Genomic DNA, 23184 nt, shown 5'->3' on the forward strand with positions numbered 1-23184 from the left:
TCTCAGAATTCCATCATTGCGGCGAGGCGCTTGGGCGCAACGGCCGCCCAGCTGCGCCGCAGCCAGTCGGCGGCGTGGTCCCAGTCGACATCGGGGCGGTTGAGGATGAGGCCCGCCCATCCGCTCGCGCCATAGTACGCGGGCCGGAACCAGATGGTGTCGTCCTGCTCGATCAGCGCGGCCAGTTCATCCTGCCCGCTTGTCTTTACCAGCAGGGCAACGTGCGGCGTCCCGTGGTGCTGGTCGTTGAAATAGGCGAAGTACTTGCCACCCACGCGCCAGCCCGGAGCGCCGTGGCTTTCGCGTTCTTCCACTTCGGGAAGACTGGCGGCGAGTTCACGCACCTTGTCCAGCAGCCACTCGGCGCTGCTTTCGCGGGCGACATAGGCGGCCAGCGTTCGCGAATAAAGCTGGTGTTCGGCGAACAGGACCCGCGCGGCAAGGGTGTCGCCACTATCGCCGGGGCTGATCGCCACGGGTGTCTGGCCCAGAATCGGACCGTCGTCCAGCTCAGCAGTGACCAGATGCACGGTGCAACCGCCGTGGCTGTCGCCCGCCGCGATGGCGCGATCGTGCGTGTGCAGGCCCTTGTACTTGGGCAGCAGCGAAGGGTGGATGTTGAGCATCCGGCCTTCCCACCGCCCGACGAACTCGGGGCTGAGGATGCGCATGTACCCGGCCAGCGCGATATAGCGCGCCCCGGCCCGGACCACTTCGGCTTCCATCAGCGCATCGTGTTCGGCGCGCGGGATGCCCTTGTGCGGCAGGCAGAACGTCGCCACGCCTTCAGCCTCGGCAAGCTTCAGGCCCGAAGCCTCCGGATTGTTCGAGAGGACGAGGACGATCTCGTAAGGGCAGTCCACCGCACGGCTTGCATAGAGCAGCGCGGCCATGTTGGTGCCGCTGCCCGATATGAAGACGGCGACGGGGGCCCGCTCAGCCAACGTGGGTCGCTTCCCACGCCGAGCGCGCAGACCACGTCTCGGCACTGCCCGTGACGGTGCAGCCCTTTTCGCCCGCGACGATCGTGCCGACGCGATAGACGGTTTCGCCTGCAGCAGCGAGATCGGCGGCGAGCGAATCGGCTTCCGCTTCTTCCACAGCGAGGATCATGCCGATCCCGCAGTTGAAGGTGCGGGCCATCTCTTCGGGCTCGATGTTGCCCTGCGCCTGCAGGAAGGCCATCAGGCGGCTCTGCTCCCAGCTGTCGGCATCGATGCGGGCGTGAAGACCCTGCGGCAGTACGCGAGGCACGTTCTCGAGCAGGCCACCGCCAGTGATGTGGGCCAGCGCGTTAATCCGGCCAGAGCGGATGAAGGGCAGCAGGCTCTTCACGTAGATGCGCGTCGGCTCGATCAGGTAGTCGATCAGCAGGCGCTCGTTGTCGAACAGGGCAGGGCGGTCGAGCTTCCAGCCCTTGTCGGCGGCCAGACGACGGACCAGCGAATAGCCGTTGGAGTGCACGCCCGACGACGCAAGACCGAGCAGCACGTTGCCCTCGGCCACGCGGTCGCCGGTCAACTGCTCGCCGCGTTCCACGGCACCGACGCAGAAGCCTGCCAGGTCATAGTCGCCGTCGGCGTACATGCCGGGCATTTCCGCGGTCTCGCCGCCGATCAGAGCGCAACCGGCCTGCTTGCAGCCCTCGGCAATGCCTGCAACCACGCGCTCGGCCACACCGTTGTCGAGGCGGCCCGTCGCGAAGTAATCGAGGAAGAACAGGGGCTCGGCACCCTGTACGATCAGGTCGTTCACGCACATCGCGACGAGATCGATGCCGATCTTGTCATGGCGGTCATGATCGATCGCCAGCTTGACCTTGGTGCCGACGCCATCGTTGCCGGCAACCAGCAGCGGGTCCTTGTAGCCTGCGGCCTTGAGATCGAAGAAGCCGCCGAAGCCGCCGAGTTCCGCATCCGCGCCGGGGCGGGCGGTGGACTTGGCCAGCGGGCCAATGGCCTTCACCAGCGCATTGCCAGCGGCGATGTTCACGCCGGCCTTGGCGTAGCTGTAGCTCTCGGGCTTTTCCTGCTTGTCGCTCATGGTTGGCGCGCCTAGCGCTTTCCTGCTTGGATTTCCACTTTCGTTTCGGCAAAAGCGGGGCATCCAGTTGCGGAATTCGAATTCCGTGTGCGTTTCGGGCCGGACCTTCGGCCATGACTGGTTTCGGAGTTCCCTTGGTCGCCCTGTCCCTGCCACTCGAAAAAGCGAAGAACCGCAAGGCGCTGCTGCTCGGCATCGCGCTGCTGGCGGGCCTCGGCGGGGCTGCGCTTGTTGCACAGATCGAAGGCGATCGCGGGATCCCGCCAATTGCCAGCAACGGCGATTACGAAGTGCGCGGGATCGAGGTCAATGTCAGCGGCGACGACGCCGAGGACGCACGCAACAAAGGCTGGCGCGAAGCGCAGCGCAAGGCTTGGGTAAAGCTCTGGGGAAGCAATGGCAGCGGAGGGACAGCTCCAGGCCTGGATGATTCGACGATCGAATCCATGGTCTCTGCGGTGGTGGTCGAGCACGAACAGATCGGTCCTCGTCGTTACATCGCACGCCTTGGTGTGATATTCGATCGTGCCCGCACCGGCGAGCGACTCGGGATGACCGGAGTAAAGGCTCGCTCGGCACCGCTATTGGTCGTACCCGTGCTTTATCAAGGCGGCGTGGCGACAGTGTTCGAGACCCGCACGCCGTGGCAAAAGGCTTGGGCGGAGTACCGCACCGGAAACAGTGCGATCGATTACGTGCGCCCGGCCGGTGCAGGTTCCGATTCGCTCCTGCTCACCGCAGGCCAACTGGATCGGCGCAGCCGCAACTGGTGGCGCCTGATCCTCGACGAGTTCGGCGCATCGGACGTTATCATTCCCATCGCGCGCCTCGACCGGCAGTTCCCCGGTGGCCCGGTCAGCGGCACTTTCACCGCGCGCTATGGTCCGGACAACCGCTTCCTCGGCAGCTTCACGCTGACCGCCAAGAGCGAAGCTGACGTTCCCAAAATGCTTGAGGATGCCATCGGCAGGCTTGACGGGATCTACACGCAGGCACTGGTGGCAGGCGTGCTGAAGCCCGATCCCACGCTCAACATGGCAGCGGAAATCGACCCCAAGCTGATTGAGCAGACCTTGGCGACGGCTGGGCCAGTTGCCGTGCAAGCCACGACGGCAGGCCCGGAAACGGCGCCGACGGCGGCAGCCACGCCCACCGCCGCAGCCAGCGTCTCGACATTCACTATCCAGTTCGCCACCGCCGACGGTCCCGCAGTCGACGCCGGCATGGCAGCGGTGCGCGGGGTTGCCGGCGTCAAGAGCGCGGTGTCTAGTTCGATCGCGATTGGCGGCACGTCGGTCATGCGCGTGACTTACGCGGGCGAGATCGAAGCCTTGGCGGCAGCATTGCGGGCGCAGGGTTGGCGCGTGACGGTCGGCGCAGGCGCGCTTTCGATCCGCAAGTAACCGAACCGCGATTCGAGCGTATAGTCAGCAGATGTCGTCGCAGATCGCCCTTCCGCTGGTGACAGCGCGCGGTGCCGAAACCGTGGTCATGGGGCCAAGTCTGCTGCCCGTGATCGAAGCGCTGCAGTCTGCATCCACATGGCCTTTCCGCACAGCGATCCTTGTCGGCCCTCCCCGGTCGGGCAAGAGCCTGCTGGCGCGATGGTTTGCCGAAAGCGGGGCAGGGGAGGTGCTCGACAGTGCCGATTCGCTGCCGGAGGACGAGGTGTTCCATCATTGGAACCGTGCTCAGGCGTCCGGGCGTCCGCTCCTCCTGGTCAGCGATCGTGCGCCCGGAGCATGGCATGTCACTCTGCCCGACCTCGCCTCCCGCCTCGGCTCGGCCCTGCTGATCGAGATTGGCGCGCCAGATGACGAGCTGGTCGCGGGCCTGATCGTGGAACATTCGGCACGGCGCGGGCTCGTGCTGGGGGATCAGGTAATGGCCTACCTGTTGCCCAGAGTGGAACGGGCGCATGCCGAAATCGAGTTGCTGATTGAAACTCTTGACCGTCTGTCTCTTGAGCGTAAATCACCCGTCACCATATCCCTCGCACGCGACGCGCTTGCCGAGCGGACAGGGGAATTCCAGCCGCGCTTGCTTTAAGCGCCTGAAAGAGAGAGAATCGGGGCATGTTCAACGGCCTGATCGCCTATCTGGACTCGATCCGCTCGCGCGATCCCGCGCCCCGTTCGCGCTGGGAGATTCTTCTCTATCCCGGTCTGTGGGCCGTCGGCTTCCATCGAGTCGCGCACTGGCTGTTCGAGGCTGAACTCTATTTCCTGGCGCGTGCGGTAAACCACTTCTCGCGCTTCCTGACTGCCATCGACATCCATCCCGGCGCCAAGATCGGGAAGCACCTGTTCATCGAGCATGGATTCACCGTGATCGGCGAAACCGCGGAGATCGGTGACAACGTGACGATCTATCAGTGCGTGACACTGGGCGGTACGAACCCGACAAACGGCATTCCGGGCAAGCGCCATCCCACCTTGTGCGATGATGCGATCATCGGCTCCGGTGCCCAGATTCTGGGGCCCATCACGGTGGGCTCACGCGCCCGCGTCGGTGCGAATGCGGTGGTGACCGATGACGTGCCCGAAGGTGCGACGATGATCGGACTCAAGGCCCGGTCCACGCTGGTTCCGGCTGAAACCTGGCTCAAGCAGTTCATTCCTTATGGCACGCCCTGCAAGGAACCGTGCGAACCCAATGGCGGCACGCGTGTTGATGAACTCGAAGCCGAAGTTGCGGCGCTGAAGGCACAAGTCGCCGCCTTGATTGCTGCCCAGTCGGGCGGTGACGACACCACGCCCGCGCCGACTCCGAGCACCGTCGGCCGAAGGAACCGCAGCTGAGCGTGACCGGTCCTGATGCCGGGGCGTCCGGCACGGTCGTCCCCTTTCCGAATGTGCGCGCCATGCAGCAGGTGGGGTTCGAACGGCCCGAGCTGCTGAAGATTCTCGACATCTACGGCCGCATGGTCGCGGCAGGCCTGTGGCGGGACTATGCGATGGACTTCGGCAAGGACGCAGCGGTCTTCGCGGCCTTCAAGCGCACTGCCGAACGGCCTACGGCGCGAATCGAGAAGCGCCCGTCGCTGCGCGGCAAGCAGGGCATGTGGGCGCTGTTCGGCGAGGCCGGACAGGTCCTCAAGCGCGGGCACGACCTCGCCGGCGTTCTGTCACCGCTGGAACGGCGTCTGCTGAAGGTTGTCGAAGACTAACCTTTTGGCTTGATCAGGAAGTTCATCCAGCAACTGGCAAGCGGCTTGTCGCGATCCGCCTGCCATGCCTCGGCGCGCACATTGGCGATCCGCCGTCCCGCGCGGATCACCTCGCCGCGCGCAAAGGTTTCCACCGTCACGCCACCGCGCAGGTATTCGACCGAGATGTTGACCGGCTTGATCCGCACCTTGGCATCTTCCTCACCCAGCTCGGCATGAAGCGCCATGATCGCAGCGATTTCGAGCATTCCGGCAATTGCCCCGCCGTGCAGGAAGCCGGGACGCCCCATGGCGCGGTCGGAAAAGTCCATCGCGAGAAGCGGCGAGCCATCCAGCAAGCCTTCGATCCGCATGCCCATCGATCGCGCATAGGGCGGCAATCTTTCGGAAAGGAACTCGGCGCTGTCGCTCATTTCGCTGCCCCCGGATCGCGCGACCAGCCATCGGCGTCGACCTGGATGAAGATGCCGGCGGCGTGGGCAACCGGATCGGCGATGTCACCGTCGTGCGCGATGCCGCGGACGAAGGCCATGGACTTCTTCAACTGATAGCATTCGGCCCAGGCAATGATCGTCTTGCCCGGCGTTGCGGCGCGAACGTAGTCAACGCGCAGGTCCAGCGTCACCTGCGGCCGGAAACCGCCACGCAGAGCCCAAACCGACATCGATGTTGCATTGTCGAGCAGGCTGATGATCGGACCGGAGGCAAGCACGCCGGTCTCGGGATCGCCGACGAGATCCTCCCGCCAGGGCAGGGCCAGTTCGATCCAGTTGTCACCGTGGGTGCGATACTGCATGCCGATGAAACCGGTGTGGCCATGCCGCATCATGAACTTGCCGAATTGCGACGGGTCGAAACTCAGACCCGGCGGAATGGCAGGCCGTCCTCCGGTGCTTTCGGGCGTTGTTTCCATGCCGGAATCCCTGCCGCAGCCGAGGCCCGATTACAAGCGCTTCAAGCGCCTGGTTAAAACGCGCTTCCCGCCAGCGCGTCGATCGCGCCTTGCAGGATCAAGGCCGCCGCGTGCGAATCGATGCGTTCGGCGCGCTTGGCACGGCTGAAATCCTGCTCGATCATCGCCCGCTCGGCGGCCTGCGTCGTCCAGCGCTCATCCCAGAGCAGGATCGGCAGGCCCAGATCCTCCAGGTTGCGCGCAATTGCTCGGGCGCCTTGCGAGCGGGGGCTTTCCGAACCGTCCATGTTCAAAGGCAGGCCGATCACCAGACCCTTGACCGAGCGTTCGGCAATCATAGCCTCAAGCTTGGCCTTGTCTGCGGTGAACTTGCCGCGCTGGAGCGTCTTTCCAGCCGAGGCAAAGCGCCAATCCCGGTCGCAGAGGGCGATGCCAATGGTCTTGGTCCCGGTGTCGAGCCCCATCAGCACACCGCCATCGGGCAGCGCATCGCGCAAGGCCAAGGCCGATTGGGTAATCATCTGCCCTGCCCGGCATGCTGCTTTTCCCAGGCCGCCGCGCGCCGGGTGACGTCCGCACGCAGGTTCGACCAGAACAGCGGGATGTCATAGACATGGTAGTTGTTGCCCGGCAGGACATAGGGGCCAAGGTCCGGCGGGTCGCCGATCATGAGCAGGCCCGTCTTCTCGTCGCAGCGTGCAGGAACGGCCTTTGCGATCAGTTCGCCGCCCTTGAGATCCGCAGCCGGCTTCAACGTGCCGAGGTTGGCTGATGCAGGAGCGGCGCCTCCCATGGTTCCCGTCAGCGGATTGGTGCAAAGCACTGGTGGTGCGTCCTTTGCCTTTCCATCAAGCGCGGGGCGCGTTCGATAGGCTTCAAGGACAAGCTGCGGATCTGCCGGTTCGGCAAAGCTGGACCAGGTCATGACACAGCCCGTCGCATCGTCCTTGGCGCAGGCGGGCAGGCCCATCGCCGGCAAGTCATGCTCGACCGAGATCGGCCAGCCGATCGGATAGGCCGCAACCACTCGCGATGCGAGGGGCGTTCCCGCAACGCGATCCTTCAGCAGGTGCATGAGGTGAAGCGCGCCTTGGCTATGTCCTGCAAGAACGATCGGTGTGTCCTGCGGAACATTCGCCAGAAACGCGTCGAAAGCCTGACGCACATCGAGATAGGCTGAAGCGAGCGCGAGTTCGCCTTCCGCCTTGTCGGTCAGGAATGCGCCGAAGGCGGCCTGGCGGTAGCGAGGCGCCCAGACCTGCGCTTGTCCGTTGAACGCCGAGGCCATTCCCTGCACGAAGTAGGTCGCCCTGCGGTTGGTGTCGTTGTCGTCAAGCGGTCCATTCCAGCTGTTTCGGGCGAGATAGCTGGTCGGGTGGATGAAGAACACCGCGGCACGGCCTTGTCCCTTTGCCGCCCCAGCAGGGACCCACTGCGCCGGATCGTCCTTCAGGCCGGGTCGGGCAAGCCACATGCGATTGCCGGCGTAGGCGTCGGCCGGCAGTGGTTCGAGGCGGCCATATGCCACCCTTGGCACAAAGGCGAATCGGGTCAGTTCGTTCTGCCAGATGCGCAGGACGAAGATTGCCGCGATCACGAGGACCGCAAGAACAGCGATCAGGTAAAGGAACTTGCGGGCCATCCTTGTGTCTCTGTCTCTTTGGTGAGGTGCTTCTTCGGGGCTTCAGGCTTCGGCGCGGTTCGCGTCATTGCGCTCCGCCTGGCGTTCAAGCGCGATCTTGAGCATCGCCACGATCGGATCGGCCAGCATCAGCCCAAGGATGCCGAACAGGAGTCCGAACATCAACTGGGCACCCAGAACGAGAGCCGGAGCAAGATCGACGGTTCGCTTGGCCACCATCGGGACGATGATGTTGCCGTCGACAGTCTGGACGACGAGGTAGACGGCGATGCAGAACAGCCCCATCTCGGTCCCGCCGGAAAAGCCCACCATGATCATCAGCGCGCCGGAAATCGGCGCACCGATGTTCGGCAGAAAGGCAAGCAATCCTGTCAGCAGGCCGAGCAGGGCAGCCATCGGCACGCCCCACCACGCAAGCAGCGCCCAGGTGGCAACCCCTTCAACCGCCATGCCGATCAGCCGCCCGAACAGGAGCATGCGCAGCGACTTGCCCATCCGCAGCGCCGTGCCTTCCCAGTGGCGGCGGCTGACTTCCGGCAGCATCCATGCCACGCCGCGCCGGTACAGATCGGGTTCGAGCACGAAGTAGATCGAAAGAATGAAGATCAGGAATGCGGTGGTGAAGCCGCCGAATATGCCGCCCAGCGCTCTGGTTACCTGCCCGACACTGCCAAGGACCTGGCTGGCGATGCTTTGAAGGTCCAAGTTCTGAACGCTGATGCCATGGCTCTGCGCCCACAGGCTCAGGTTCGTAAGCTGCCGCTGGATGACTTCGGGCAGTTGCGCCGCCTGCGCGGCTATCTGCCCGCCGGCAAAGATCACCAGCCAGACGAGGAAAGCGAAAGTGCCCAGCAAAACTATCGTGATCCGCAATCCGCGCGGAATCCAGGGGAGCACTCGGGCGAGGAGGCGCTGGCCTCCGTCGATCATCGCGGCGAAAACGATGCCGCCGATGATGAGCATGATCGGCTGTGCCAGCAGGACGACAAGCGCAAAGATTGCGGCAATGCCCAGCCAGACGGTCGCCTTCTTCGCCTCGCGCCGGACGAGATCGTCCGTGATGTCGGTCGGTCCGGCCGGTCCTGGCGGATTGACATCATCCATGCGCTTCAATGTGCTCCTTGATCGCCGCCCGGGCCAAGCACGCCGCGCAGTTCAGGCCGTAGTCTGGTCCAGGCGCGGCCCGTGCGCAAGGCAGGCCACCAGGTCGCCGGATTCCACGATTCGCTGCCGTTGAGCGAGAACGTCACGAATTCGGCCCGCCCGCCGACATTGGCCAGCGGTACGGGACCTCCGAGGCCCTTTTCCTCGATTGGCGCCCGGCTGTCGGCGGAATGGTCCCTGTTGTCGCCCATCAGGAACACATGCCCTTCCGGCACGCGGGTTTCGGGATAGTTGTCGAGCACCTGATCCATGTGATCGATGATCACGTAGCTCGCGCCGTTGGGCAGGGTTTCACGGAACGCCGGAAGTTCATAGACCTCGCGGCCGTCGGCAAGACGCGTTCGATAGCGTTCGAACATGTCGTAGCACGGGGCCCCGTCGCAACTGAGTTGCGGATCTGCCGGGATCTGCACCGGTGGCTCGGCCTGTTGCGGGACGAGCCTGCCGTTGAGAATGATCTGGCCATGGATCACCGCAATCCGGTCGCCCGGCAGTGCCACGACACGCTTGATGTAGTCCTCGTCGCGGTCCGGTGGCACCGCGATGACGATGTCGCCATAATCGGGCGTCCGGGGGAGAACCCGGTCCTTACCGCGCGGCAGGACGTGGAAAGAGGCCGAGACCCACGACCAGCCGTAGGGATACTTCGAAACGATCAGCCGGTCTCCCACCAGCAGATTGGGCATCATGGATATCGAGGGAATGTAGAACGGCTTGGCGATCAGGCTGTGAAAGGTCACCACCGCCAGCAGCATCAGGAACAGCCCGCGAATCTCGGCCCACCAGTCTACGCCCCCCGGCGGCGGGGGAGGAGGGGACAGGTCCTGTTGGGGAGTCTCGGAAAATTCGTCGGTCAAGCGTCGCGCTTTTCTGCAATGGGGCTGGCATTCAGGGGACGTGCCTCGATTACAACGAAAGCCTGCGCCCAGGGGTGGTCGTCGGTCAGGGTGAGGTGAACCACCGCCTCGTGGCCCTCGGGAGTGATGGCAGCGAGACGCGCCGCCGCGCCGCCGGTGAGAGCAAGCGTGGGGGCGCCGGACCTGGCGTTGACCACACCGATGTCCTTCATGAACACCCCGGCCTTGAAGCCTGTGCCGACAGCCTTGGAGTACGCTTCCTTGGCCGCAAAGCGCTTCGCCAGCGTTCCGGCCATCGTATAGGGCCGCGCCGCCGCCTTGGCCTTTTCAACCTCGGTGAACACCCGGTTGACGAAGCGCTCGCCAAAGCGATCGAGCGAATTCTGGATGCGCTCGATGTTGCAGAGGTCGGAGCCCATGCCGATGATCAACGGGCTGTCCTCACCGTGCCTCGTCCATCAGCTCGCGCATCCGACGCACTGCGCTTTCCAATCCGACGAAGATTGCCTCCCCGATCAGGTAGTGCCCGATGTTCAGCTCGGCCAATTGCGGAATCGCCGCGATCGGCTGGACGTTCTCGTAAGTCAGCCCGTGCCCTGCATGGGGTTCGATGCCATTGCGCGCGGCGAGCGCAGCCATGTCGGCAATTCTCTTCAGTTCGATCGCCCGCTGCTCGCCCTCGGCATGCGCGTACTCACCGGTGTGCAGTTCCACGACCGGCGCGCCCAGCTTCATCGCGGCCTCGATCTGCCGCGCCTCCGGAGCAATGAACAGACTGACGCGGATACCGGCATCGCTCAGGCGTGAAACGATCGGGGCAAGACGGTTGTGCTGCCCGGCAGCATCCAGTCCGCCCTCGGTTGTCCGCTCTTCGCGCCGCTCGGGCACGATGCAGGCCGCATGCGGCTTGTGGCGCAGCGCGATCTCCAGCATCTCGTCCGTCGCCGCCATTTCAAGATTGAGCGGCAGGTTGGTCGCCGCTTGGATCCGCGCGAGATCTTCGTCGCGGATATGGCGGCGATCCTCGCGCAGATGAGCGGTTATACCATCGCCACCGACGCTCGCGACGATCTCGGCCGCACGTACCGGGTCTGGATGATCACCACCCCGCGCATTGCGGATGGTTGCAACGTGATCAATGTTGACGCCAAGGCGCAAACGGGCAGGGCGCAGCACGTTGTTCACGGCTTCGCGCGGCTCCCTGGCTTGACCGCTTCAGTCGCGGCGAGCTCGGGCGGCAGTTCGTCGGGCGCGTAGGTCGGGAAGTTCAGGGCAACGAGCGGGAAGAACGGCACGCCGAGATCAACGCTGCCAGCAGACCTGTCGACCAGCGATGCAGCAGCAATGACCACGCCGCCGGCGTCCTCGATCGCCTTGATCGCCTCGCGGCTGGAGAGTCCGGTCGTGACCACGTCCTCGACCATCAGCACCTTTTCGCCCGGATTGAGCGAGAAGCCACGGCGCAGTTCGAAGGTGCCGGTCGGGCGTTCGACGAACATCGCCTCGACGCCCAGAGCGCGACCCATTTCATGCCCGATGATCACGCCGCCCATCGCCGGTGCCACGACCTTCTGGATCTGCTGCCGCAACTCGCGCGGGATTTTCTGGGCCGTTGCCGCAGCAAGCCTTGAGGCGCGCATCGGGTCCATCAACACGCGGGCGCACTGCAGGTAATGTGCGCTGTGCCGACCCGAAGAAAGCAGAAAGTGCCCTTCGAGCAGAGCCTGGCTGGCACGGAATTCGGAAAGGATCTCGTCTTCGAGCATCTGTCTGCCTGGAATAATGCTGCAATGCCTCGCAAATGGCCCTTGCCCGCCCCGGTAGCAACCCTTTTCGAACGGTGCTGTAACGGACTGTTTCGGCCTTGCACCAATGGCCATGAGAGGCCCATGAAAAATATGCGTTCTGCCGCTTGAGGCTTGAGACAACCGCGCGTATAGGCCGGTCCGATCGAGGGACTTAGAGGAGGTGCGCATGCGCCTCCTTGATGCAGCGCAACAAGCGCGCAAACAGGGAAAAAGCGGAAACTTTGACGATGAGTCTTGCCGATACCGCCCGTTCCATGGGCAAAGCTTTCCGGACCTTTGGCGTCGCTGCCGCGCTGACATTCGGGACCCAGGCCATGGCCGCAGCGCCTGCTGCACCGGTTGCAGCCGAAGCTGCCGCTCCGGTCGCCGCCGCACCGGCTGCTGCCGCCAGCGACTCGGCTGCTCCTGCAGTCGCCGCTGAAGCTGCTCCGGTCGACAAGGGCTACTACACGCCGATGAAGCCGACGCCCGGCAAGGGTCAGCCGGTCGACAAGGGGTGGACCTTCCAGGATCAATACTCGCCGATCGGTGAGCAGGGTCTGTGGATGCACGACGTGATCCTGATGCCGATCATCGTTGCCATCTCGATCCTCGTGCTGGTTCTGCTGCTGGTCGTGATGGCCAAGTTCAACAAGCGGGCCAACCCGGTTGCTTCGAAGACCAGCCACAACACGCTGATCGAAGTGATCTGGACCCTGGTCCCGGTTCTCATCCTGGTGGTGATCGCGGTTCCTTCGATCCGCCTGCTCGCCCACCAGTACGAGCCGGCTCCAAAGGGCGCGCTTACTGTCAAGGTGACGGGCTACCAGTGGTACTGGGGCTACACCTATCCTGACAACGGCGGCTTCGAAGTCATCTCGAACATGCTGTCGGAAGAAGACGCGCTCAAGGCTGGCGAACCCGGTCACCTTGCAGTCGACAACCGCATGGTCGTCCCCGCTGGTGAGCCGATCCGCATCCAGACCATCGGTTCGGACGTGATCCACGCCTTTGCCGTTCCGTCGCTGTGGTTCAAGCTCGACGCCGTGCCGGGCCGCATCAACGAGAAGGTGCTCTTCATCAAGGAGCCGGGCGTGTACTACGGCCAGTGCTCCGAACTGTGCGGCGCCCGCCACGGCTATATGCCGATCGCGGTGGAAGCCCTGCCGCGCGACAAGTTCGAGGCCTGGGTGAAGACCCAGCCCGGCGGCACCGTCGGTGCTCCCGCAGCAGCCGCGCCGGCAGCACCTGCTGCCCCTGCTGCCTGACGCCAAGTTCATGAACAAGGTTTGACCGAGATGGCCACCATTCCCGCAAACGAAGGCTTCGATGCGCACCACGATGCGCACGACCACGATCATGACCACAAGCCGGGCTTCTTCGCCCGCTGGTTCATGTCCACCAATCACAAGGACATCGGTACGCTCTACCTGATCTTCGCGATCTTCGCGGGGATCATCGGTGGCGCCGTGTCGGGCATCATGCGTGCCGAACTGGCCGAGCCGGGTATCCAGTACCTCGGCTGGTGGACCAACTTCCTCGGCGGCAACGCTTCGGACTTCAACGCCACGCTGCACATGTGGAACGTTCTGATCACCGCCCACGGCCTGATCATGGTGTTCTTCATGGTCATGCCCGCGATCATCGGCGGCTTCGGCAACTGGTTCGTTCCGATCATGATCGGCGCGCCGGACATGGCCTTCCCGCGCATGAACAACGTCTCGTTCTGGCTGACCTTCGTGGGCTTCTGCTCGCTGATGCTGTCGGCATTCGTGCCGGGCGGTACGGGCGTTGGCGCTGGCACGGGCTGGACGGTCTATGCTCCGCTCTCGACCTCGGGCTCGGTGGGCCCGGCTGTCGACTTCGCGATCTTCTCGCTCCACCTCTCGGGCGCTGGCTCGATCCTGGGTGCGATCAACTTCATCACCACCATCTTCAACATGCGCGCGCCGGGCATGACCCTGCACAAGATGCCGCTGTTCGTGTGGTCGGTGCTGGTTACCGCGTTCCTGCTGCTGCTGGCGCTGCCGGTTCTGGCCGCTGCCATCACCATGCTGCTGACCGACCGCAACTTCGGCACGACCTTCTTCGATCCTGCCGGCGGCGGTGACCCGGTTCTCTACCAGCACCTGTTCTGGTTCTTCGGCCACCCCGAAGTGTACATCATGATCCTGCCGGGCTTCGGCATTATCAGCCAGATCATCTCGACCTTCTCGAAGAAGCCGGTGTTCGGCTACCTCGGCATGGCCTACGCCATGGTCGCGATCGGCGTGGTCGGGTTCATCGTGTGGGCGCACCACATGTACACCACCGGCCTCGACGTGAACACGAAGATGTACTTCACCGCTGCGACCATGGTCATCGCGGTTCCGACCGGCATCAAGATCTTCTCGTGGATCGCGACGATGTGGGGCGGCAGCATCGAGTTCAAGTCGCCGATGGTCTGGGCAATCGGCTTCATCTTCCTGTTCACGGTTGGCGGCGTCACCGGCGTCGTCCTGGCGAACGGTGGCGTGGACGACAACCTGCACGACACCTACTACGTCGTCGCGCACTTCCACTACGTGCTGTCGCTGGGTGCGGTGACCTCGCTCTTCGCCGGGTTCTACTACTGGTTCCCGAAGATGAGCGGCCGCATGCACTCCGAGTTCCTGAGCCACCTGCAGTTCTGGATCTTCTTCGTCGGCGTGAACCTGATCTTCTTCCCGATGCACTTCCTCGGGGTCCAGGGCATGCCGCGCCGTTATCCGGATTACGCGCTCGCTTACTCGTACTGGAACAAGATCGCTTCGATCGGCTACGTCATCATGGCTGTCTCGATCGTGATCTTCTTCATCAACATCCTCTATGCATTCCTTGCCGGCAAGAAGGCTGAAGCCAACTACTGGGGCGAAGGTGCGACGACGCTGGAGTGGACCCTGTCCTCGCCCCCGCCGTTCCACCAGTTCGAAACCCTGCCGGTGATCGACGACGCCGCTCACGCACACTGAGCAGATCGTCGGCCCAAGGGCTGAAAAGAAATGGGCCTCCGGAGCGATCCGGGGGCCTTTTTCCTTTCCGGATCAGAGGGGCGGGACCTGCCCCAACGCCTCATCCCGTTTCGCTTTCCATGAACGTAAAGCGCGCGTATAGGCGCGGCCAATCATGGATTCTGCAACGCCCCTCGGTTCGACCGTAGCCCTGCCCGCGGAGTGGCGCGATTTCTTCGCGTTGACCAAGCCGCGCGTGATGACGCTTGTGATCTTCAGCGGCCTGTGCGGCCTGCTGGCAGCGCCGGGCGAGATCCACCCGATCATCGCCTTCACGGCAATCCTGTGCATCGCAGTCGGAGCTGGTGGTGCCGCCGCACTCAACATGTGGTGGGAAGCCGATCTCGATGCAGGGATGAAGCGGACGTCCAAGCGGCCGCTGCCCTCGGGCCGCATGGACCCGACCTCGGCGCGTGATTTCGGCTTTGCTCTGTCCGGCGCATCGGTCGTTATCATGGGGCTGGGCGTGAATTGGCTTGCAGCCGCGATCCTTGCCTTCTCGATCTTTTACTATGCCTGGATCTATACCGTCTGGCTCAAGCCACGCACGCCGCAGAACATCGTGATCGGTGGCGGGGCGGGGGCCTTTCCGCCGCTGATCGGCTGGGTCGCGGTGACCGGCAATATCACGCTCATGCCGGTGCTGCTGTTCCTCATCATCTTCATGTGGACGCCGCCGCACTTCTGGGCGCTCGCGCTGTTCGTGCAGATCGACTACGCCAAGGTCGGCATCCCGATGATGCCGGTCGTCGCCGGTGAAAAGTCGACGCGCCGTCAGATCCTGATCTATGCGCTGCTGCTCCTGCCGGTCACTCTGGCGCCGTGGTGGATTGGTGGCACAGGTTGGGTATACGGCGTCTCGGCGCTGGTCCTTGGCCTGATCTTTGTCGCACTTTCGATCAAGGTCGGCCTGCGCGAGTCAGGTCCTGATGACAACATGAAGCCCGAAAAGCGCCTGTTCGCCTACTCGGTGCTCTATCTCTTCGTCCTTTTCGGCATGCTGGCGGGGGACCGGCTTGCCACAGTGCAAGGCTGGCAATGATGAATGACCCCAAGCAGCATACCCACCTCGGCAAGGAAGAGACCGCACTCTATCGCGCGCGCCAGCGCAGCCGCAACAAGGCGCTCGGCATCGTGCTGGGATCGCTGGCGGTGCTGTTCTTCGCGATCTCGATCGTGAAGATCGCCGCGCAAGTGAGCCACTGACATGGTGGGTACCGTAGCGCCCGATGCGCGCAGGAACCGCAACGTCGGCCTGATGGCTGCCGGCGCCGCTTTGGCCATGCTTGGCCTCGGCTATGCTTCGGTTCCGCTTTACAGGTTGTTCTGCCAGGTGACCGGCTATGGCGGCACCACGCAGCGCGCAACGGCCGACAAGCTGGCGGGCGTGAAGGTTGCGGGCAAGATGATCCGCGTGCGCTTTGATGCCAACACCGCGCCGGGCTTGCCGTGGATGTTCAAGCCGCAGCAGGTCACGCAGGACCTGCGCATCGGTGAGCGCAAGATCGCCACGTTCGAAGCCAAGAACCTCTCGGGTCGTCCGATTACCGGCACTGCGATCTTCAACGTGTCGCCCGAGCAGGCCGGCAAGTACTTCAACAAGATCCAGTGCTTCTGCTTTACCGAGCAGAAGCTCGTGCCCGGCCAGGATGTCCGGATGCCGGTGATCTACTACGTGGACCCTGCGATTCTCGATGATCCCGGCGCGAACAACATCGAGGAGATCACGTTGAGCTACACCTTCAACGAGACCCCCGAAAGCGCTGCACAGGCGCATAATTCCGCCGGGGCCAAGCCACTTGCTCTATTGGCAGAAAAGCCTCTGGACCGCGCGCAAGTGCGGCGATAAAGGCCCAAGTGAACTGCGCCCGAAGCGTCCTGCTGCGGGCTAGCCATTACGACCAGACTGACTGGGGGAATTGAGGCGATCATGGCCGGCGCAAAGAACCACGATTATCATATCCTTCCGCCCGACGTGTGGCCCTTCATCGGTGCCCTCTCGGCGCTGACGATGACCAGCGGCGGCGTGCTCTACATGCACAAGATGGCCGGTGGCCATGCCGTGTTCTTCGCAGGCCTCTTGGGCGTGATCGTCACGTTCTTCTCGTGGTTCGGCAAGATCATCAAGGAAGCCCATGCGGGCGACCACACCCCGGTGGTGCAGCTGCACCAGCGCTATGGCATGATCCTGTTCATCGCTTCGGAAGTGATGTTCTTCGTCGGCTGGTTCTGGGCCTTCTTCGACTTCTCGCTGTTCCCTTCGACGCTCGCCGAAGTGGTCGGTGGCCAGTGGCCGCCCAAGGCGATCGAAGCGGTCATGGACCCGTTCGACCTGCCGCTGCTCAACACGCTGATCCTGCTCTGCTCGGGCACCACGCTGACTTGGGCGCACCACGCCCTGATCCACGGTGACCGCGAAGGCCTGAAGAAGGGCCTGTGGGCAACGATCATCCTGGGCGCCGTGTTCTCGATGATCCAGGCCTACGAATACGCCCACGCGCCGTTCGCCTTCGGCACCAACACCTACGGCTCGGCCTTCTACATGGCGACCGGGTTCCACGGCTTCCACGTGATCGTCGGCACCGTGTTCCTCGTGGTCTGCCTGATCCGCGCCTACAAGGGCCACTTTACCCCGCGCCAGCACTTCGGTTTCGAAGCAGCCGCGTGGTACTGGCACTTCGTCGACGTGGTGTGGCTGTTCCTGTTCGTCGCCATCTACGTGTGGGGCGGCTGGGGCTACAAGATCCACTGATGCCGTCTGGCGACAGCCAGCACTCGAAGGGGCAGCCGGGGATTACCCAGGCTGCCCTTTTCGGTTTGTGCCCGCGCTGCGGGGCCAAGGGGCTTTGGGCTGGCCTTGCGGCGCTGGCAGATCGCTGCCCGACGTGTGGGCTTGAATTCGAACGCCTCGAACCGCGCGGACGGGGAATGTATCTCGTCGTCCTGCCGGTCACGATCCTGCTGGTTCTCGCGGCGCTCAAGCTGGATGACATCGTCCAGTTGCCGGTCTGGGCGCTGATCGGCCTGTGGGGCACGCTGGTGCCAGCCGTCGTGACAGCCACCCTGCGCTACGCCAAGGCAACCGTGCTGATGGCGCGACTCGAAAAGGAAGGTCTCCAGTGATGCGGCGCGTGCCGATCGTCTCCACCGTGATCGTGATTGCCGCCGTCCTGACGATGATCGGGCTCGGCGTGTGGCAGCTTGAGCGCCTGCAATGGAAGCAGAGCCTTCTGGCGCACTACACTGCCGCCATGGCTGACAAGGCAGAAGCGCCTTTCCCTTCGGCCAATACGCAGGAGATCGAGGCTGTCCTGTTTCGGCATTCGAGCGTGAACTGCCGCTTCACCTCTGAGTGGAACTCCATTTCAGGGCGAAACGCGAATGATCAGGCTGGCTACGTCCACGTCGTGCTCTGCGGGATCGAGGGGAACAGGACGGCATACGTTCAGGCTGGCTGGACCCAAGGGCCGCAACACCCCGATTGGAAAGGCGGCCCGGTAAGTGGCCTGATCGCTCCCTACATTGGCGGCACCGCTCGTCTGATCGCCGATCCACCTGCTCCCGGCTTCGAGGCCAGTGCAAAGCCTGATCCCAACGACATTCCCAACAACCACCTCGCCTACGCTGTCCAGTGGTTCTTCTTCGCAGGCGTCGCCTTGGTGATCTACACCCTCGCCCTGCGCAAGCGCTGGCGGGAGCGGGCCTGACTCCTCAATCCTTGCCCTTTGCGCCCATGGCCGCTAACCGCGCAAACCCATGAAGTACGTCAGCACCCGGGGGCAGGCACCCTCGCTCGATTTCCAGGGCGTCACGCTCGCAGGCCTCGCTTCGGATGGCGGTCTCTACGTGCCCGAAACCTGGCCGCAGTTCAGCGCTGACGAGATCGCGGCGATGGCAGGGCTTCCCTATGCGAAGCTCGCGCAGACGATCATGCAGCCTTTCGTCGGCGACTGCCTGACGCCCGAGCGCCTGCTCGAATTGTGCGAGCAGGCCTATGGCCGCTTCGCCCATGCCGCCGTCGTTCCGCTCAAGCAGCTGGACGAGACGCAGTGGGTGCTCGAACTGTTCCATGGCCCCACGCTGGCCTTCAAGGACGTCGCGTTGCAACTGCTCGGACTGCTGTTCGAGGAATTCCTGGCGCGCGGGGATGACCACATCACCATCGTCGGCGCCACCTCCGGCGATACCGGCTCGGCGGCGATCGACGCGGTCGCCGGTCGCGCCAAGGTCGACATCTTCATGCTTCACCCGCATGGCCGCGTGTCCGACGTCCAGCGCCGCCAGATGACCACCGTCATTGCGCCCAACGTCCACAACATCGCCATCGACGGCAGCTTCGACGATGCCCAGGCGATGGTGAAGCGCATGTTCAACGATGCCGCGATGACCAGCCGCTTCGGCATCGCCGCGGTGAACTCGATCAACTGGGCCCGCCTGATGGCGCAGGTGGTCTATTACTTCTACGCCGCGCTGCAGCTCGGCGCGCCGCAGCGCAAGGTCGCCTTCTCGGTTCCGACCGGCAACTTCGGCGACGTGTTTGCAGGCTATGTGGCGGCGAAGATGGGCCTTCCCATCGAGCGTCTGATCGTCGCCACCAACGTCAACGACATTCTTCATCGCGCACTGTCGAGCGGCGACTATTCGGCCAGCACCGTGACCCCCACCGCTGCGCCGTCGATGGACATCCAGGTCTCCTCGAACTTCGAACGCCTGCTGTTCGACGGCTGCGGTCGCGATGGTTCGGCAATGGCCGCGCAGATGAAGCACTTCGAAGCGACCAAGGCGATGCAACTGACCAACCAGCAGCGCGAATCGGCCGCCGAGCTGTTCACCTCCGAACGCGCCGATGCCGGGCAGATGGCAAATGCCATGCAGTGGGCCTATGAAGCTTGCGGCGAAGTGCTGGACCCGCACACCGCCATTGGCCTCCATGCCGCCCGCATCGCTGAAGGCATCTCTGCCGGCGTTCCCATCGTCACGCTCGCCACCGCACACCCGGCCAAGTTCGTCGATGCGGTTGAACGCGCCACCGGCGTGCGCCCGGGCCTGCCTTCGCGCGTTGGCGACCTGTTCGAACGCGAAGAGCGCTACGACCGTTTGCCCGGCGAGTACGACGCTATCGCCGCCTACGTTGCCGAGCGCGCGACGCTCAAGCATGGCTGATCTCGATCTCCAGCCGAAGCTGATGGTCGGCGAGGGCTGGGCGGACTTCGCCCTGCTCGATTCCGGCCACGGCCGAAAGCTGGAGCAATATGGCCCGCATCGCTTCATCCGTCCCGAACCGCAAGCGATGTGGACGCCGCGCACTTCGGACTGGCGCGCGGACGCCCAGTTCGTCCCGGGCTCCGACGAAGACGGCGGCGGGCGCTGGCAGTTCGACCACCCCGTGCCCCGCGAGGGCTGGGAACTCGGCTGGAACGACGTCCGTTTCACTGCCTCGTGCACCCCTTTCCGCCACCTCGGCTTCTTCCCCGACATGGCCCCGGTGTGGGAATGGATGGGCGAACGCCTCGCCGGAAGACCTGACGCCCAGACGCTCAACCTGTTCGGCTACACCGGCGTCGGCACGCTGGCGCTGTCCGAGTACGGCCCGGTCACCCACGTCGACGCCTCGAAGAAGTCCGTCGCCCAGGCCCGCGCCAACGCACAACTTTCGGGCATGGCCGAACGCCCGGTCCGTTGGATCATCGACGACGCCGCCAAGTTCACCGCCCGCGAAGTCCGTCGCGGTCGCCGCTACGACGGCATCATCCTCGATCCGCCCAAGTTCGGCCGTGGCCCTGATGGCGAAGTCTGGCGGCTTGAGGAAAGCCTCCCCGGCCTGATCACCGATTGCGCCCGGTTGCTCGACGCCGACAGCCGCTTCCTCTTCCTCACCGTCTACGCCGTGCGCATGTCCTCGCTCGCCATCGCCGGCCTGCTGTCCGAAGCGCTGAAGGACCTGCCCGGCACGATCGAGCACGGCGACCTCTGTATCCGCGAACAGGGTGAGGGCGGGCGTCACTTGCCCACTGCCATCTTCGCGCGGTGGCGGGTTTGACCTCAGGATTGAAATTTGCAGGCAATGCTGCTATCTGATCCGGACCAAACGACATTGGCTGATGCCATTGGATAAACCCCCATCGTTGCAGCGGTGGGGGTTTCTTTTTGGACCTGTCCGTTCGGGGGACGCGTTGCAGCGCATCCCCCTCCCGTCAGCCTCGCTTGCGGCCTGCCACTTCGACCACCTTCAGGATGAGGGTGGCAAAAGCGAACATGGCCCCAAGGAAGAGGCAAAGGTCACCAAACGACATTGGCTTCTCTCCATTGGATCACGGCAAGATTGCCGCGGAACCGTTAGAGCAGTTTCATAACGAGTTTACGAGATGGGGGCGTTGTAGGATGCGCCGTCACAACGCCCGATGAGATGGACTTTCTGAAATCCCGGTGCCAAAGAGCCCACCCATGTCCGACAGCCTGATCCTCGAAGTCGCCAATCTCGAAACCGATGTCCTGACCGGGATATATTCGGAAGAGACTGGCCGCCCGCAGCCGCTGCGCATCACCATGCGCGTCGGGCTCAAGCATCAGGATCGCTACACCGCCGATTGCCCGCTTGCCGCCAGCAAGAACTACATGGACCTCAAGTTCGCGGCGACCGACGGCTTGCCCAAGGGGGTGCATTTCAAGCTGATCGAGGCCGTGGCAGACCACATCATCGAAACGCTGATGTTGCAGGATGATCGGGTTCAGTGGGTGGAAGTGAAGATCGTGAAGCTGGCTATCAGCGAGAACGGCGAGGAAATCGGGATCACCCTGAAGCGCGAGCGCAAGGCTTGAGCCAGCGCCCGCTCGCGCTAGTCACCGGCGGATGGCGCCGGATCGGCGGCGCGATTGCCCGCAAGCTCGCAGGCGAGGGCTGGGACCTCGCACTCCACGCCCACCGCCCCTCCACCTTTGACAACGAGTTCAAGGCCCAGCTCGAATGGCTTGGCGCGGCGGTCCATCCCGTTTCGGGCGACCTCGAAGACCCCGCCTATCCACCGAGTCTGCTGGCGGAGGTCATCACGCTCGCTGGTCGCTCACCGGACCTTTTGGTGAACTGCGCCTCCCTGTTTCACGACGATCGTGCCGAGACGATCACGTCTGAAGCGCTCGAGCAGCACTTCCGCGTGAACCTCTTCGCCCCGCTGCTGCTCACCCGCGCCTTCGCCGAGGCCTTGGGCGAGCGTGACGGTTCGGTGGTCAACATCCTCGACCAGCGCGTGCTCAATCCCGTGCCGGACCAGATCAGCTACACGCTGTCCAAGCAGGCACTCCACGCTTCGGTGCGGACGATGGCAAGAGCGATGGCGCCCAAGGTGCGCGTCAATGGCGTCGCCCCGGGCCTGATCCTGCCAACCGCCGATTACGATGCCGAGCAATGGCGGCGGCTCGAGGACATCATGCCGCTCAAGCGTCTCCCCGGTGCCGACGAGATCGCCGACGCCGTGCACTACCTGGCCAGCGCCAAATCCGTCACCGGACAGACTTTGTTCGTCGATGCCGGCGCGGCCCTTGAATCTTATGCGCGCGACTTCGTATATCTCGAGAAGTGACAGCGCCTGCACCTCTGATTGACCGGTTCGCCCGCCGGATCACCTACCTCCGCTTGTCGGTCACCGATCGCTGCGATCTGCGGTGCGCCTACTGCATGCCAGAACGGATGGAGTTCCTGCCCAAGGCGGAAGTCCTTACCCTTGAGGAACTCCACCGCCTCTCGCTCCACTTCATCGCCCGCGGCGTCCGCAAGATTCGCCTGACCGGGGGCGAGCCGCTCGTTCGCCGGGACATGATGGAACTGGTGCGCGCGCTGGGCCGCAAGCTTGGTGACGGACTCGATGAGCTGACTCTGACGACCAACGGTACGCGGCTTACGGAGTTTGCAGATGACCTCGCCGCCGCCGGGGTCAAGCGCATCAATGTCTCGCTCGACACGCTGGATCGTGAGGCGTTTGCCAAGCTCTCCCGCCGTGACATGCTGCCGCAGGTGCTCGAGGGAATCGCCGCCGCAAAGGAGGCCGGGCTCAAGGTCAAGATCAACGCCGTCGCGCTCAAGGACATCAACGAGGCGGAAATCCCCTCGCTGATCGAATGGGGGCACGGTGCCGGACATGACATGACCCTGATCGAGGTCATGCCGCTGGGCGAGATCGAAGGCGATCGCTTCGATCATTACCTGCCGCTCGATGCCGTTCGCCGCGATCTGGAGAAGCGCTGGACGCTGACCGACAGCGACGCCCGTTCGGGCGGTCCCGCGCGCTATGTCGACATTGCCGAAACCGGCGGTCGTCTCGGCTTCATCACCCCGCTCACGGGCAACTTTTGCGCCGGTTGCAACCGCGTGCGCGTCACCGCCACTGGCCAGCTCTACATGTGCCTCGGTGGCGAGGGGAGGGTCGACCTGCGCGCCGCGCTGCGCTCGGAGGACCCGGACGGCGCCTTGTCCGAATGCTTCGCTCGCGCGATGGGCGAGAAGCAGGAACGCCATTCCTTCGTGATCGACAAGCCCGGCGGTGCCCCCGCCGTTTCGCGCCACATGTCCACGACCGGCGGCTGAGC

At 64.0% G+C, this 23184-nt stretch carries 28 protein-coding genes; 17 read left to right on the forward strand and 11 right to left on the reverse strand.

What is annotated here, in order from left to right; translation table 11 throughout:
• Nucleotides 1-2: 2 nt before the first annotated feature.
• Entirely contained in the window at nucleotides 3-944 is a 942-nt protein-coding gene (gene purN, locus I2488_RS05760) for a phosphoribosylglycinamide formyltransferase (protein ID WP_196274849.1), read from the reverse strand.
• Nucleotides 937-2043, reverse strand: a complete 1107-nt coding sequence (purM, locus tag I2488_RS05765; RefSeq protein ID WP_196274850.1) for a phosphoribosylformylglycinamidine cyclo-ligase — start codon at nucleotides 2041-2043, stop codon at nucleotides 937-939. The genes purN and purM overlap by 8 nt, the downstream gene beginning before the upstream one ends.
• Before the next feature lie 113 nt (nucleotides 2044-2156).
• Here purM and I2488_RS05770 point away from each other — a divergent pair, with 113 nt between their 5' ends.
• The 4 genes from I2488_RS05770 (at nucleotide 2157) to I2488_RS05785 (ending at nucleotide 5212) form a co-directional block, all read left to right on the forward strand.
• Entirely contained in the window at nucleotides 2157-3446 is a 1290-nt protein-coding gene (locus I2488_RS05770; RefSeq protein WP_246465514.1) for a heavy-metal-associated domain-containing protein, read from the forward strand.
• A gap of 31 nt (nucleotides 3447-3477) precedes the next feature.
• On the forward strand, nucleotides 3478-4092 hold the full coding sequence (locus tag I2488_RS05775) for an HdaA/DnaA family protein (protein WP_196274851.1): 615 nt from the start codon (nucleotides 3478-3480) through the stop codon (nucleotides 4090-4092).
• 26 nt (nucleotides 4093-4118) lie between these two features.
• Nucleotides 4119-4844 (forward strand): serine O-acetyltransferase EpsC, encoded by a 726-nt coding sequence (epsC, locus tag I2488_RS05780; RefSeq protein WP_196274852.1) that lies wholly within the window; start codon nucleotides 4119-4121, stop codon nucleotides 4842-4844.
• A gap of 62 nt (nucleotides 4845-4906) precedes the next feature.
• Complete coding sequence (locus tag I2488_RS05785; RefSeq protein WP_196275073.1) at nucleotides 4907-5212, forward strand: DUF2794 domain-containing protein; 306 nt, start codon at nucleotides 4907-4909, stop codon at nucleotides 5210-5212.
• Here the strand turns inward: I2488_RS05785 and I2488_RS05790 are convergent.
• From I2488_RS05790 to pyrE, 9 genes are read right to left on the reverse strand one after another with little or no spacing between them, the layout of a single operon-like run.
• A complete protein-coding gene (locus tag I2488_RS05790) occupies nucleotides 5209-5625 on the reverse strand; it encodes a PaaI family thioesterase (RefSeq protein WP_196274853.1) in 417 nt (138 codons plus the stop codon). The two genes, I2488_RS05785 and I2488_RS05790, sit on opposite strands and share 4 nt — an antisense overlap.
• The gene (locus I2488_RS05795; protein ID WP_196274854.1) at nucleotides 5622-6125 is read right to left on the reverse strand and encodes a PaaI family thioesterase; all 504 of its coding nucleotides are present in this window, start codon (nucleotides 6123-6125) and stop codon (nucleotides 5622-5624) included. Before I2488_RS05795 ends, I2488_RS05790 begins: the two co-directional genes overlap by 4 nt.
• A gap of 53 nt (nucleotides 6126-6178) precedes the next feature.
• Nucleotides 6179-6646: a Holliday junction resolvase RuvX gene (gene ruvX / locus I2488_RS05800; RefSeq protein ID WP_196274855.1), complete on the reverse strand. Its 468-nt coding sequence runs from the start codon at nucleotides 6644-6646 to the stop codon at nucleotides 6179-6181.
• The gene (locus tag I2488_RS05805) at nucleotides 6643-7767 is read right to left on the reverse strand and encodes a DUF3089 domain-containing protein (RefSeq protein WP_196274856.1); all 1125 of its coding nucleotides are present in this window, start codon (nucleotides 7765-7767) and stop codon (nucleotides 6643-6645) included. The genes ruvX and I2488_RS05805 overlap by 4 nt, the downstream gene beginning before the upstream one ends.
• Before the next feature lie 42 nt (nucleotides 7768-7809).
• Complete coding sequence (locus tag I2488_RS05810) at nucleotides 7810-8871, reverse strand: AI-2E family transporter (protein WP_196274857.1); 1062 nt, start codon at nucleotides 8869-8871, stop codon at nucleotides 7810-7812.
• A 5-nt stretch (nucleotides 8872-8876) separates the two neighbouring features.
• Entirely contained in the window at nucleotides 8877-9752 is an 876-nt protein-coding gene (gene lepB, locus I2488_RS05815; protein WP_246465532.1) for a signal peptidase I, read from the reverse strand.
• Between the two features lie 32 nt (nucleotides 9753-9784).
• Nucleotides 9785-10219 carry a holo-ACP synthase gene (gene acpS / locus I2488_RS05820; RefSeq protein WP_196274858.1) on the reverse strand — a complete coding sequence of 145 codons (435 nt, stop codon included), beginning with the start codon at nucleotides 10217-10219 and terminating at the stop codon, nucleotides 9785-9787.
• Between the two features lie 10 nt (nucleotides 10220-10229).
• On the reverse strand, nucleotides 10230-10973 hold the full coding sequence (locus tag I2488_RS05825; RefSeq protein ID WP_196274859.1) for a pyridoxine 5'-phosphate synthase: 744 nt from the start codon (nucleotides 10971-10973) through the stop codon (nucleotides 10230-10232).
• The gene (gene pyrE, locus I2488_RS05830; protein ID WP_196274860.1) at nucleotides 10970-11554 is read right to left on the reverse strand and encodes an orotate phosphoribosyltransferase; all 585 of its coding nucleotides are present in this window, start codon (nucleotides 11552-11554) and stop codon (nucleotides 10970-10972) included. Before pyrE ends, I2488_RS05825 begins: the two co-directional genes overlap by 4 nt.
• Before the next feature lie 269 nt (nucleotides 11555-11823).
• On the opposite strand from pyrE, the gene coxB reads away from it, so the two are divergent.
• The 13 genes from coxB (at nucleotide 11824) to moaA (ending at nucleotide 23182) form a co-directional block, all read left to right on the forward strand.
• On the forward strand, nucleotides 11824-12843 hold the full coding sequence (gene coxB / locus I2488_RS05835; RefSeq protein ID WP_196274861.1) for a cytochrome c oxidase subunit II: 1020 nt from the start codon (nucleotides 11824-11826) through the stop codon (nucleotides 12841-12843).
• A 30-nt stretch (nucleotides 12844-12873) separates the two neighbouring features.
• Nucleotides 12874-14565: a cytochrome c oxidase subunit I gene (gene ctaD / locus I2488_RS05840; protein ID WP_196274862.1), complete on the forward strand. Its 1692-nt coding sequence runs from the start codon at nucleotides 12874-12876 to the stop codon at nucleotides 14563-14565.
• Nucleotides 14566-14719: 154 nt separating this feature from the next.
• Entirely contained in the window at nucleotides 14720-15646 is a 927-nt protein-coding gene (locus tag I2488_RS05845) for a heme o synthase (protein ID WP_196274863.1), read from the forward strand.
• Nucleotides 15646-15810, forward strand: coding sequence for a hypothetical protein (locus I2488_RS05850; RefSeq protein ID WP_196274864.1), 165 nt, complete (start codon nucleotides 15646-15648; stop codon nucleotides 15808-15810). Before I2488_RS05845 ends, I2488_RS05850 begins: the two co-directional genes overlap by 1 nt.
• 1 nt (nucleotide 15811) lies before the next feature.
• Nucleotides 15812-16453, forward strand: a complete 642-nt coding sequence (locus I2488_RS05855) for a cytochrome c oxidase assembly protein (RefSeq protein WP_196274865.1) — start codon at nucleotides 15812-15814, stop codon at nucleotides 16451-16453.
• A gap of 81 nt (nucleotides 16454-16534) precedes the next feature.
• On the forward strand, nucleotides 16535-17356 hold the full coding sequence (locus I2488_RS05860; RefSeq protein ID WP_196274866.1) for a cytochrome c oxidase subunit 3: 822 nt from the start codon (nucleotides 16535-16537) through the stop codon (nucleotides 17354-17356).
• Nucleotides 17356-17727, forward strand: coding sequence for a DUF983 domain-containing protein (locus I2488_RS05865; protein WP_196274867.1), 372 nt, complete (start codon nucleotides 17356-17358; stop codon nucleotides 17725-17727). Before I2488_RS05860 ends, I2488_RS05865 begins: the two co-directional genes overlap by 1 nt.
• The gene (locus I2488_RS05870) at nucleotides 17727-18311 is read left to right on the forward strand and encodes an SURF1 family protein (RefSeq protein ID WP_196274868.1); all 585 of its coding nucleotides are present in this window, start codon (nucleotides 17727-17729) and stop codon (nucleotides 18309-18311) included. The genes I2488_RS05865 and I2488_RS05870 overlap by 1 nt, the downstream gene beginning before the upstream one ends.
• A gap of 49 nt (nucleotides 18312-18360) precedes the next feature.
• Nucleotides 18361-19767 carry a threonine synthase gene (thrC, locus tag I2488_RS05875; RefSeq protein WP_196274869.1) on the forward strand — a complete coding sequence of 469 codons (1407 nt, stop codon included), beginning with the start codon at nucleotides 18361-18363 and terminating at the stop codon, nucleotides 19765-19767.
• The gene (locus tag I2488_RS05880) at nucleotides 19760-20644 is read left to right on the forward strand and encodes a class I SAM-dependent methyltransferase (protein ID WP_196274870.1); all 885 of its coding nucleotides are present in this window, start codon (nucleotides 19760-19762) and stop codon (nucleotides 20642-20644) included. The genes thrC and I2488_RS05880 overlap by 8 nt, the downstream gene beginning before the upstream one ends.
• 404 nt (nucleotides 20645-21048) lie before the next feature.
• Entirely contained in the window at nucleotides 21049-21423 is a 375-nt protein-coding gene (locus I2488_RS05885; protein WP_196274871.1) for a dihydroneopterin aldolase, read from the forward strand.
• Nucleotides 21420-22181: an SDR family oxidoreductase gene (locus I2488_RS05890; RefSeq protein WP_196274872.1), complete on the forward strand. Its 762-nt coding sequence runs from the start codon at nucleotides 21420-21422 to the stop codon at nucleotides 22179-22181. Before I2488_RS05885 ends, I2488_RS05890 begins: the two co-directional genes overlap by 4 nt.
• Nucleotides 22178-23182: a GTP 3',8-cyclase MoaA gene (gene moaA, locus I2488_RS05895; RefSeq protein WP_196274873.1), complete on the forward strand. Its 1005-nt coding sequence runs from the start codon at nucleotides 22178-22180 to the stop codon at nucleotides 23180-23182. The genes I2488_RS05890 and moaA overlap by 4 nt, the downstream gene beginning before the upstream one ends.
• Nucleotides 23183-23184: the final 2 nt, after the last annotated feature.

This window comes from Novosphingobium jiangmenense (assembly GCF_015694345.1).
GTDB classification, from domain to species: domain Bacteria; phylum Pseudomonadota; class Alphaproteobacteria; order Sphingomonadales; family Sphingomonadaceae; genus Novosphingobium; species Novosphingobium jiangmenense.

What these genes read in the sequence shown, in the direction of transcription:
- purM (WP_196274850.1), bottom strand. Translation starts at nt 2,043, where the DNA reads ATGAGCGACAAGCAGGAAAAGCCCGAGAGCTACAGCTACGCCAAGGCC.
- I2488_RS05770 (WP_246465514.1), top strand. Translation starts at nt 2,157, where the DNA reads ATGACTGGTTTCGGAGTTCCCTTGGTCGCCCTGTCCCTGCCACTCGAA.
- I2488_RS05775 (WP_196274851.1), top strand. Translation starts at nt 3,478, where the DNA reads ATGTCGTCGCAGATCGCCCTTCCGCTGGTGACAGCGCGCGGTGCCGAA.
- epsC (WP_196274852.1), top strand. Translation starts at nt 4,119, where the DNA reads ATGTTCAACGGCCTGATCGCCTATCTGGACTCGATCCGCTCGCGCGAT.
- I2488_RS05785 (WP_196275073.1), top strand. Translation starts at nt 4,907, where the DNA reads ATGCAGCAGGTGGGGTTCGAACGGCCCGAGCTGCTGAAGATTCTCGAC.
- I2488_RS05790 (WP_196274853.1), bottom strand. Translation starts at nt 5,625, where the DNA reads ATGAGCGACAGCGCCGAGTTCCTTTCCGAAAGATTGCCGCCCTATGCG.
- I2488_RS05795 (WP_196274854.1), bottom strand. Translation starts at nt 6,125, where the DNA reads ATGGAAACAACGCCCGAAAGCACCGGAGGACGGCCTGCCATTCCGCCG.
- ruvX (WP_196274855.1), bottom strand. Translation starts at nt 6,646, where the DNA reads ATGATTACCCAATCGGCCTTGGCCTTGCGCGATGCGCTGCCCGATGGC.
- I2488_RS05805 (WP_196274856.1), bottom strand. Translation starts at nt 7,767, where the DNA reads ATGGCCCGCAAGTTCCTTTACCTGATCGCTGTTCTTGCGGTCCTCGTG.
- I2488_RS05810 (WP_196274857.1), bottom strand. Translation starts at nt 8,871, where the DNA reads ATGGATGATGTCAATCCGCCAGGACCGGCCGGACCGACCGACATCACG.
- pyrE (WP_196274860.1), bottom strand. Translation starts at nt 11,554, where the DNA reads ATGCTCGAAGACGAGATCCTTTCCGAATTCCGTGCCAGCCAGGCTCTG.
- coxB (WP_196274861.1), top strand. Translation starts at nt 11,824, where the DNA reads ATGAGTCTTGCCGATACCGCCCGTTCCATGGGCAAAGCTTTCCGGACC.
- ctaD (WP_196274862.1), top strand. Translation starts at nt 12,874, where the DNA reads ATGGCCACCATTCCCGCAAACGAAGGCTTCGATGCGCACCACGATGCG.
- I2488_RS05845 (WP_196274863.1), top strand. Translation starts at nt 14,720, where the DNA reads ATGGATTCTGCAACGCCCCTCGGTTCGACCGTAGCCCTGCCCGCGGAG.
- I2488_RS05850 (WP_196274864.1), top strand. Translation starts at nt 15,646, where the DNA reads ATGAATGACCCCAAGCAGCATACCCACCTCGGCAAGGAAGAGACCGCA.
- I2488_RS05855 (WP_196274865.1), top strand. Translation starts at nt 15,812, where the DNA reads ATGGTGGGTACCGTAGCGCCCGATGCGCGCAGGAACCGCAACGTCGGC.
- I2488_RS05860 (WP_196274866.1), top strand. Translation starts at nt 16,535, where the DNA reads ATGGCCGGCGCAAAGAACCACGATTATCATATCCTTCCGCCCGACGTG.
- I2488_RS05865 (WP_196274867.1), top strand. Translation starts at nt 17,356, where the DNA reads ATGCCGTCTGGCGACAGCCAGCACTCGAAGGGGCAGCCGGGGATTACC.
- I2488_RS05870 (WP_196274868.1), top strand. Translation starts at nt 17,727, where the DNA reads ATGCGGCGCGTGCCGATCGTCTCCACCGTGATCGTGATTGCCGCCGTC.
- thrC (WP_196274869.1), top strand. Translation starts at nt 18,361, where the DNA reads ATGAAGTACGTCAGCACCCGGGGGCAGGCACCCTCGCTCGATTTCCAG.
- I2488_RS05880 (WP_196274870.1), top strand. Translation starts at nt 19,760, where the DNA reads ATGGCTGATCTCGATCTCCAGCCGAAGCTGATGGTCGGCGAGGGCTGG.
- I2488_RS05885 (WP_196274871.1), top strand. Translation starts at nt 21,049, where the DNA reads ATGTCCGACAGCCTGATCCTCGAAGTCGCCAATCTCGAAACCGATGTC.